This window comes from Cytobacillus kochii, assembly GCF_020171845.1.
GTDB classification, from domain to species: domain Bacteria; phylum Bacillota; class Bacilli; order Bacillales; family Cytobacillaceae; genus Cytobacillus; species Cytobacillus kochii.
Map to the genome: position 1 here is coordinate 214288 of NZ_JAIVAM010000011.1, position 6342 is coordinate 220629.

The following is a 6342-nucleotide window of genomic DNA, read 5'->3' on the forward strand; positions in this document are numbered from 1 at the left end:
TATCGCTTGTTCATTTCCCTGTTTTTAATACATGCCTCGTATCAATGATATTTTCTACTTTCGATAAAAGTTTATAATCCAAATTACTATGGTCCGTAAGAAGCAGGGTTAATTGATACTTTGATAATGTCTCGTTTGTTAACGGAACAGATTGATAGCTTTTATTTTCAAGAACAACTGTTGGTACATAAGGATCGTGATAGTCTACCTGATAACCTTTTTGCAAGAGTTCGTTAAAAATTGTTAAAGCTGGGGATTCACGGACATCGTTCACATCCCTTTTATACGCTAGGCCAACAACAAGGATTGCCCCGGTCTCCCCTGCTAATTCAGCTTCTACTTTTTTGACGATTTTTTGAGGCATCGTATCATTAATTTCTCTTGCTGCTGCTACGAGCTGACTGCTTAAGCCGTATTGATTGAGCTTCCATTGTAAATATATCGGATCAACAGGGATACAATGTCCACCTATTCCAGGACCAGGCCAATAAGGAGTAAATCCAAATGGCTTTGTCGCAGCTGCCTGCAGGGCTTCATAAAAATCAATGTCTAATCGTTCACATAGCTCGTCCAACTCATTCACTAGTGAAATATTGACTAATCGCTGTGTATTTTCAAATAACTTAGCTAACTCTGCAACTTTCGGCGAGCTTACTGGCACAACTTCAGCAAAATACTTTGCATAAAACTGATCAATTTTCGCAAGAGAGCTCTCTGTTTGACCACTAATTACTTTTGGGATAGAGGCTAACGTATATTGCTTATTTGCTGGATCAATTCTCTCGGGTGAATAACATAAGTAGTAGTCTTTCCCAGCTTTAAAGTGTTGGCGTTTGAATATAGGCTCAATCACCTCTTCTACTGTTCCCGGATAAGTAGAGCTTTCATAAATAATCGTTTGTCCCGTCTGTAAATATTGGCAAAGATAGTTAGTAACGGCAATCATCGCTCTTAAATCCGGTTCATGATGTTCGTCAATTGGGGTTGGAACTGTGACGATGATATACTCAGCGGCTTTAAGCAAAGCTACAGCTGCATCCGTATGTTTTGGAATGAAATTTAGAACCGCTTGCAGCTCTTCATCTTTTACATCAGGAATATAACTGCTCCCTTGCTGTAATAACTCAATCTTATGAGTATCTTGATCGATGCCCGTTACATGACAGCCCTTTTTTGCTAAGTGGAGAGCCAGTGGGAGACCAACATAGCCGAGACCAATAACAGCAACTCTATCTATTTGACCTTGGAGCATGTCCCATTTTCGATTGCCATCTGTATAACCGCATCTCTGATTGAACGATAGTAAATATGAAAATGCTTCAATGTGGTCACCTAGAATCCGGTCAGTTGATTCGACCCGACCATCGGCTTGCCTGTGATGCTGTTTTCTAATTTTATTTGGCTTGACGACATCGACATAATGAATGGATTCGACTTTAAATCCTTTTAGAATTGCCTTTGCTTGAAATAACGGTGGAGACATTAATGTGAGGATACCAATCTCGTCAATCACTTTCCTGCTCATTGCATGTGGAATAGCAGTGAGAGAATTAACGGTGAGATCCTCTCTTTTCAGCGCCATATTCAGAAGGTACTTAGCAGCACTCACAGAATGCAACGGATGGGCACGGTCGAGCAATATCTCTAAATCATTTAAAGCAATATCTGCCCCTTCTTCTACAGCATGTATAAAAGGGGTTAAATTTTCTGCTTTGATAACAAAATCACTATCTAAGAACAAACAGATATCTCCTGTACTGTGAAGCGCACCAATCGCTCTTGGAATGTTATGTCCGAGTGCCTGGTCAAACGCAATCACTTTCACACCTGACTTTTCTACCTTTTCCTTTGTTCGTTCATCTGCTCCATTTAACACAACAATGATTTCATCAATGCCTGCCTTCTTTACCTCAGCAATCACTTCAGCAATCGTATCCGGCTCCTTCCCTACAGGAATAATCGCACTATACTTCGCTCGTTTCTCTTCCTTTACCGAAAAGGCTTGTACATATTCCTTAAAAGATTGCCGATTTCGCCTGCCATCGTTTAAACCACCGCGATATCCTCTCTCTTCAATCAGTTGCGCCACTGCACGTAAATGGTCACCAATAATTAAACTTGTTGAAAATGAAAAAGAGGAGCCCGTAATCTTCTGTTGATGTTTCGGTCGAATCTTATTTGTAGCAATCACGTCAATGGCGACTGGTGCACTCATCTTTAATTCTTTCATCACAGCTATACTATGAGCTAATGGCGGACAAGCTAAATTCTCCCAACCAATTGTATCAAGCGCTGATTTTTTCATCACATGAGGAACAGCGACTAAGGAATTAACGGATAACTCACCTTTACCTAAAAAATGATTAAGAGAGAACTTTGATACTGCTGTCGGATGTGGTCTAATGGGGCGCTTCATTGTCCAGCTTAAATCATTTAGGGCAATATCAGCCCCATCCCGAATGCCATCAAGCAGTGCTTGTAGCTCCTGTGCTCTAACGACAATATCACCATCAATAAAAAGAAGCGTATCTCCTTTTGCCTCCCTTGCACCAATTGCTCGTCCAATATCCACCCCTAGAGGTTCTTTATAAACAAGCTTTCTACATTCAAATGCTTCCGCTATTTTCTCCGATCCATCTGTTGAACCATTCAAAACAGCGATGATTTCATATGGCTCAATCTTCACTAACTCTTCTAAAACGGCTGACAACGTAGATTCTTCATTCTGAATGGGAATAATAACAGATAGATTCATAACACTTCACTTCTCTCCTTCAGCAAAATTAATAGTCTCCTTTGTGCTAACTATAGCCTTTTCCATCACAAACCCGAGAAAAACACTAAGTAATATCAATATATACAGCTTGGCCAATTTTGTTCTCGGACAAGTATACAATCTATGAAAGATGGTGCGATAGACAGGGTAGATTGGTTTAATTATGGGGGCATTGATCGGATTCGGCACTAAAAAATATATTATTACTATTCGTTAGGAGATGTTAAAGTAGATATATATGTATTTAAGGGGGATTACAAATTGGAATTCGAGTTGAATTTTATTTGGATTGCCGTCGGTTTAGCATTACTTGGCTATTTCATAGGCAATGGGTTGAAGCAATTTAGTAGTAAAAATGAAGGTAATATGAATCATTTACTCGTGGAGCAAAGCCACCTTCATCTTTACTTTTATTTAAGTGAAGCAGACATGAAGGATCTACTACAGAAGCATCCTCACGCACCAAAAGTCATTCTTAATGGCAAGCATTATTACCATCTACATAAATTTCGTAAGTGGCTTGAATCTGATGATATATATCACTCATGAAGAATTTATTTTGACAGCTTCCATTTATTATGCTAATCTATCTGTAAAATTCACAATATTATAAATATGTAATTCTCTTATTCAGAGAGGTGGAGGGACTGGCCCGATGAAACCCAGCAACCTTTAACAATTATTTGTTAAAAAGGTGCTAATTCCTGCAAAGTGTAATAGCTTTGGCAAATAAGAGAGGATAAAGACCTCTCTATTTTTGATTAGAGAGGTCTTTTGTATTTTCAAAACTTAATAACAAAGGCAACAGATGCATGATTGCTTAAAAGGGAAGCCCGGTGGAATGCCGGCACGGTCCCGCCACTGTGAAGGAGAGCGACTTATCATTAACCACTATTTCATAATAGAAATGGGAAGGGATAACGAGCGATGATCTGAAGTCAGGAGACCTGTCTGTTGTTTGCACTTAGACTCTACGGATGCATAGAGAGGAGTGATGAATACGTGTTGAGCAAATCAAATGGTCTCAACTCTAGTTAATATTGCGTATGAATCTCTCATTTAATAATAGATAGAGAGATTTTTTGTTGAGAAAATACAATCATAAAAGGAGTGTTTAAAATGACTGAAGTAAAAAGCTCAAATGTAGGTTATCCAAGAATTGGCGAGAAGCGGGAGTGGAAGAAAGCTCTAGAACAATTTTGGAGTGGTAAGTTGAATAAAGAGACTTTTCTGCAACAAATGGAAGTCATTCGTTTATCCTCTCTCGAGAAACAAAAACAACTTGGCGTTGATCTCATCCCGGTTGGTGATTTCACACTGTATGATCATGTCCTCGATACAGCTGTGATGTTTGGACTTGTTCCTGAGCGTTTTACATACAGAGGTGGGAAGGTTGATATTGAAACGTATTTTGATATTGCCAGAGGGAACAAAGATGCCGTGGCAGCTGAAATGACCAAATGGTTTAACACAAACTATCACTACATCGTGCCAGAACTCACCAACCTCACGCCAACACTTGCTGAAAACCGGCCACTTGCCTTTTATAAAGAAGGAAAAGAGAAGCTTGAAATCGACGGAAAACCGGTTATCTTGGGCCCGATTACTTTTGTGAAATTATCAAAAGGCTATAAAGAAAGTGAATTCAAATCAATCGTCAATCAATTCGTTCCTCTTTATGCACAAATTTTAAAAGAATTACAGCAAGAAGGTGCCTGGTGGGTGCAAATCGATGAACCTATTTTAGCCACTACCCTCACAGAAGAAGACATCTCACTCTATCAAGCAGTTTATCAAACATTACACGAGGCATCACCACAGATAAATATCATTTTACAAACGTATTTTGAAAGCATCACTCATTATGAAGCTGTTACCTCTTTACCTGTGCAAGCGATCGGCCTTGATTTTGTCCATGATGCAGGTCAAAACCTCGCTTCCTTACAAAAATTCGGCTTCCCAAGTGATAAAGTATTAGCTGCAGGTGTCATCGATGGCCGTAATATCTGGGGCGCCAAACTTGATAATAAGCTCTCTCTTCTAGAAGAAATTACAGCAATTGTTCCGAAGGATCGCTTAATCATCCAGCCTTCATCCAGCTTATTGCATGTACCCGTTACAGTCAAAATTGAAGAAACACTTGATCATACATTAAAGACCACACTCGCCTTTGCTGATGAAAAATTACAAGAAATCGTAGTGCTAACAAAAGGAATAAGAGAAGGAAAAGAGCAAATCCAAGATGAGGTAAACGAGAGACGAACTGCTATCGAGGCGCTAAATCAATCTTCTATTAGAAACAATCAACAAGTACAAACAGCCATTCAAAACTTACCATCATCACTAGCAGAGCGCGAAGCACCTTATTCTGTTCGTCAAGCAGCACAAAAAACAGCCTTCCAACTACCACTCCTACCTACAACAACGATTGGAAGCTTCCCACAAACACAGAAAGTGAGAAGAAATCGTTTAAAATGGCGTAAAGGAGAGTTAACTGCTACTGACTATCAAACATATATCAAAACGGAAATTAAAAAGTGGATTGATATTCAAGAAGAGCTAGGCCTTGATGTGTTTGTTCATGGCGAATTCGAACGCACAGATATGGTCGAATACTTCGGTGAAAAATTAGCCGGATTCCAATTCACAAAATTCGGTTGGGTGCAGTCTTATGGCTCTCGTTGTGTCAAACCACCAATTATTTATGGAGATGTCTCATTCGAACAGCCAATGACAGTTGCAGAAACAGTCTATGCCCAGTCCTTAACAGATCACCCGGTAAAAGGTATGCTCACTGGTCCGATTACGATTTTAAACTGGTCATTTGTCCGCGACGATATCCCTCGTTACGAAGTCGCAAACCAAATTGCCCTTGCCCTTCGAGAAGAAGTAGAAGCACTAGAAGCAAATGGTATCCGGATGATTCAAGTAGACGAACCAGCCATTCGTGAAGGATTACCACTCAAACAAGAGAAGTGGGAAGATTATCTGAACGCTGCTGTTTATGCTTTTAGACTAGCCACCACTTCTGTCAAAAATGAAACACAAATTCATACGCATATGTGCTACTCCGATTTCGAAGACATTATCTCAAGCATTCAAGCACTCGACGCTGATGTCATCTCCATTGAAACATCAAGAAGTCATGGCGAGCTGATTCACTCATTTGAAGAAAGCACCTACGAACAAGGTATCGGCCTAGGCGTATATGACATTCACAGCCCTCGAGTGCCACAACTCGACGAACTAACGAAAAACATCGACCGTGCCTTACAAGTACTAGACCCACAACTTTTCTGGATTAACCCTGACTGCGGTCTCAAAACAAGAGGCATTGACGAAACCGTCGCAGCCCTAAAAGTCATGGTGCAAGCTGCCAAACTGTCGCGGGAAAAATTACTTGTAAAAAAAGGCGAATAACCAAACAGAAATCCGAACGATTATACATGAACAGCCCCCTGTCAAGTAGACAGTGGAAATAATAAAAAGTTACCTAAGCGGCTATAGCTCTATATTCCATAGGGCTATAGCCGTTTAGTCGTTTTTGGTATCGATTATGATTATAG

The 6342-nt window shown here is 40.0% G+C and carries 4 protein-coding genes, 1 pseudogene and 2 riboswitches; of the genes and pseudogenes, 2 read left to right on the forward strand and 3 right to left on the reverse strand.

The window, feature by feature from the left end:
• Nucleotides 1-10: 10 nt before the first annotated feature.
• Together LCM23_RS18935 and LCM23_RS18940 are read right to left on the reverse strand one after the other, a co-directional pair.
• Complete coding sequence (locus LCM23_RS18935; protein ID WP_224938330.1) at nucleotides 11-1252, reverse strand: nucleotide sugar dehydrogenase; 1242 nt, start codon at nucleotides 1250-1252, stop codon at nucleotides 11-13.
• Nucleotides 1244-2755 (reverse strand): annotated as a pseudogene (locus tag LCM23_RS18940) (glycosyltransferase family 2 protein); the annotation flags it as partial. The pseudogene LCM23_RS18940 and the gene LCM23_RS18935, both read right to left, overlap by 9 nt.
• A gap of 282 nt (nucleotides 2756-3037) precedes the next feature.
• Here LCM23_RS18940 and LCM23_RS18945 point away from each other — a divergent pair.
• Nucleotides 3038-3325: a DNA-binding protein gene (locus LCM23_RS18945; protein ID WP_224938317.1), complete on the forward strand. Its 288-nt coding sequence runs from the start codon at nucleotides 3038-3040 to the stop codon at nucleotides 3323-3325.
• 74 nt (nucleotides 3326-3399) lie between these two features.
• Nucleotides 3400-3512, forward strand: a riboswitch (SAM riboswitch).
• A 53-nt stretch (nucleotides 3513-3565) separates the two neighbouring features.
• Nucleotides 3566-3745, forward strand: a riboswitch (cobalamin riboswitch).
• A 150-nt stretch (nucleotides 3746-3895) separates the two neighbouring features.
• On the forward strand, nucleotides 3896-6196 hold the full coding sequence (gene metE, locus LCM23_RS18950; protein ID WP_224938318.1) for a 5-methyltetrahydropteroyltriglutamate--homocysteine S-methyltransferase: 2301 nt from the start codon (nucleotides 3896-3898) through the stop codon (nucleotides 6194-6196).
• A gap of 73 nt (nucleotides 6197-6269) precedes the next feature.
• Here the strand turns inward: metE and LCM23_RS26235 are convergent.
• The coding region (locus LCM23_RS26235; protein WP_404826626.1) for an IS3 family transposase at nucleotides 6270-6342 on the reverse strand (73 nt) is incomplete at its 5' end.